3 protein-coding genes are annotated in these 3158 nt (G+C 64.1%); 2 read left to right on the top strand and 1 reads right to left on the bottom strand.

The window, feature by feature from the left end; translation table 11 throughout:
• Positions 1-606: ABC transporter substrate-binding protein (locus ACXJKR_RS28230; RefSeq protein WP_457325655.1), on the bottom strand; the 606-nt coding region annotated here is incomplete at its 3' end.
• A gap of 322 nt (positions 607-928) precedes the next feature.
• On the opposite strand from ACXJKR_RS28230, the gene ACXJKR_RS28235 reads away from it, so the two are divergent.
• Together ACXJKR_RS28235 and ACXJKR_RS28240 are read left to right on the top strand one after the other, a co-directional pair.
• A complete protein-coding gene (locus ACXJKR_RS28235) occupies positions 929-1618 on the top strand; it encodes a response regulator transcription factor (protein ID WP_457325656.1) in 690 nt (229 codons plus the stop codon).
• Between the two features lie 3 nt (positions 1619-1621).
• Positions 1622-3064 (top strand): sensor histidine kinase, encoded by a 1443-nt coding sequence (locus tag ACXJKR_RS28240; RefSeq protein ID WP_457325657.1) that lies wholly within the window; start codon positions 1622-1624, stop codon positions 3062-3064.
• The last annotated feature ends 94 nt before the right edge of the window (positions 3065-3158 follow it).

Genomic DNA, 3158 nt, shown 5'->3' on the forward strand with positions numbered 1-3158 from the left:
GTGCCATGGCTGGCCGCCGTGCGCCAAGGGTGTCACGCCGATTTTTCTGAGCTTCTCGGCGGCTTCAAAGAACTCGTCCCAGGTAGTCGGGACACGGGAGCCCGCCATCTTGAAGACGGCGGTGTTGACCCACATCCAATTGTCGCGGTGGAGGTTGACGGGCACCGCGACGTAGTGGTCGTCGTATTTCATCATCCGAGCAAGGACCGCCGGCAACACGGCATCCCAGCGATCTTGCTTGGCCACCGTGTCCAAGCTGGCGAGCGATCCGCTGCGAGCCCAGTCCTGAAATCCGGGCGTCTTGACGACCGCCGCGGTCGGCGGGTTGCGCAAACGGACCCGAGAGTCGAGCACCGACATGGCCAGGCCGTTGCCGCCGCCGGCGACCATGAAGTGGTTCCATGTGTGCCCGAGCTGAACGGTCCTCCGCTTGAGCAGCGCGACCGCGCGCTCGTCGCCGGCGATGTCCCAGTAGTGCATCACCTCGATCTCGGCGGCTCGCGCCGGCGTGGCTGCGCTACCGACAGCAAGCGCGACCGCCGCGCAAGTGAGCAGTTTCTTGGCTCGCAACCGCAGCAACGTCAGACTTGTGTTTCGGTGGGTCATTGGCCGCTTATTCAAGTTCTCAAATGGCTCAAGGCATGGAAACGGCCGCACCATCCGGAGCTGCTTCAGGCGCACATATGAGGCGCATCAGCAACTGGTAGTAAGTGCGAGTGGCCTGTCGATGGATCTGACGAACATCGTTGTCAGTTCCCGTATCAAGCGCGGGTTTGCACTGGTTTGTCTTCGCTGCTGCGACACATCCGTCTGCAGGAAACGCCGATGCGCGATCCGTGAAGGCGGCTAGCGAGCATTGCAAGAAGGAGCCAGTCGGCTCAGGGGAGGGCGGATTGAGCGCCCCGCAACATGTCGTTAATATAGATTGATGGAAATTTTGCTAACCGAGGACGACAAAATCCTGGCGAATGGGCTGACGGCCCAGCTGCGAGGTGCGGGTTGCCGCGTCACGCATGCGCCGAACGGTCCGGTCGCGGAGTACCTGCTGTCGGAGCAGAGCTTCGACATCGTGATCCTGGACCTGGGCCTGCCGCTGATGGACGGCTTCACGGTCCTCAAGCGCATCCGGACGATGCACCCGACGCTGCCCGTGGTGGTGCTGACGGCCCTCGACAAGCTGGACAGTCGCGTCGAGAGCCTAAACGCCGGCGCCGACGATTACGTGACCAAGCCCTTCGACTTCCCGGAGTTGCAGGCCCGGTTAAACGCAGTGCTGCGGCGCAGCCGCCAGAGCCCCCATTCCGACTTGGCTGCGGCGGGTCTCCGGTTCGATCGGCAGACGCGTCGCACCTTCATCGGCTCGGAATCGGTGGACCTCAGCCCCCGAGAAACGATCCTGCTCGACCTCCTGCTGATCAACATGGACAAGGTGGTGACGAAGGAACAGATCCTGCAAGCCTGGACCGACGAAGGCAACGAAGTCGGTATCGGCAACAGCGCTGAAGTCCACATCCACCGTTTGCGTAAGAAGCTGGAGCGATCGGGCGTCGCCATCCGCACCGTGCGAGGCCTGGGCTATCTGCTCGAAGCGCAGCCTGTCGCTGAACCCTCCGCCTGATCGATGACACTGGGGCGTCTGTTCGCGCCACGCACGCTGTCACTGCGGCGGCAACTGGTCATCTGGGTGGTCCTTCCGCAGATTGTGCTGTGGCTGGCCGGAGGGCTGGCCAGCTATCGCCTGGCGGTCGGCTACGTGAACCAGGCGGCCGACGCCACGTTGTCCCAGGCCACCCGAACCTTGTCGAGGCAGGTCAAGCCGATCGGCGATGGCTTGTTGATCGATCTGCCTAAGGCGGCCCAGGTCGTGCTGGAAGCGGATCCGAGCGATCGACTGCTGTACACCGTCAGCACGCCACCGGGTCACTTCATCCTGGGCAACGACAACATCCCGCTACCGCCCAAGGAGATGGTGCCTCGCGCCGATGAGCCATATTTCTACGACGGCGACATCCAGCTTGCCGACCAAGCGTCGCCCTCGCGGGTGCGCATTGCAGTGCTGTACCAACCGTACACGCCATCGGGCGGACAGACGCAATGGATGCTGGTGCAGGTCGCGCGCAGCATGGCGCACCGGCAGGAGCTGTGGCAGCGCATCTTCATCGACATCCTGTTGCCGCTGTCGGTCCTGATGCTGCTCATGACCATGATCGTCTGGGCGGCTACCGGCGCCGGGCTAGCGCCGCTGCTGCGCCTGCGAGGCGAAGTCGAGGGGCGCAATCCCACCAATCTGACGCCGCTGCGCATCGATGAGGCCCCGCAAGAGGTCAAGGCGCTTGTCCATGCCCTCAACGAGCTGCTTGCCTCGGTCCACAAGAACGTGACCTCCCAGCAGCGCTTCATTGCAGATGCCGCCCATCAGTTGCGCACGCCGTTGGCGGGGCTGAAGACCCAGACCGAGCTGGCGCTGCAGGCCACCGACGCGGCCGAGCGCGCGCAACGCCTGGCATTCGTCCACGAGAGCGCTTCGCGCAGCGCCCATCTGATCAACCGATTGTTGATGCTGGCACGGGCTGAGCCAGAAGCCGCCCACGCACAGGAGGTGGCGATTACCGACCTGGGGAGCGTGGTGCGCGAGCTGGTGCTTGAGACAGTGCCACGCGCCTTGCGGGCTGGCATTGATCTGGGCCTCCATGCTCCCGACGATATTCCGGCGCTTCCTGTGGTCGCCAACTCGCTGCTCCTGCGGGAGGCGATCGGCAACGTCCTCGACAACGCCATCGAGTACGCAGGCCGCGGCGCCGAGATCACGTTCTCCTTTGACCGAAGTGACACGCACGCCGAGCTGATCATCAGCGATACGGGGCCCGGCATTGCCATGGAAGACCGCGAGCGGGTGTTCGAGAGATTCGTCCGGGCGACCGAGCAGGGTGTCGGCTGCGGCCTTGGGTTGGCCATCGTCAAGCAGATCGTGACCCAGCACGGGGGCTCGGTCTCACTGCGGGGCACCGAGCCCCACGGTTTGACGGTGGACATCCGGTTGCCGCTGGCGGGCTCAAGCATCTGATCCGCGCCTACCGCCCGCATCTTCTGCCGCCCTGGCGCTTGCGCTAAGCCTCATGTCCGCTCTCGGTTGGACGCTCTGTTGCCAACTTCAGCAA

The sequence above is a fragment of the Roseateles sp. P5_E11 genome (assembly GCF_054049355.1).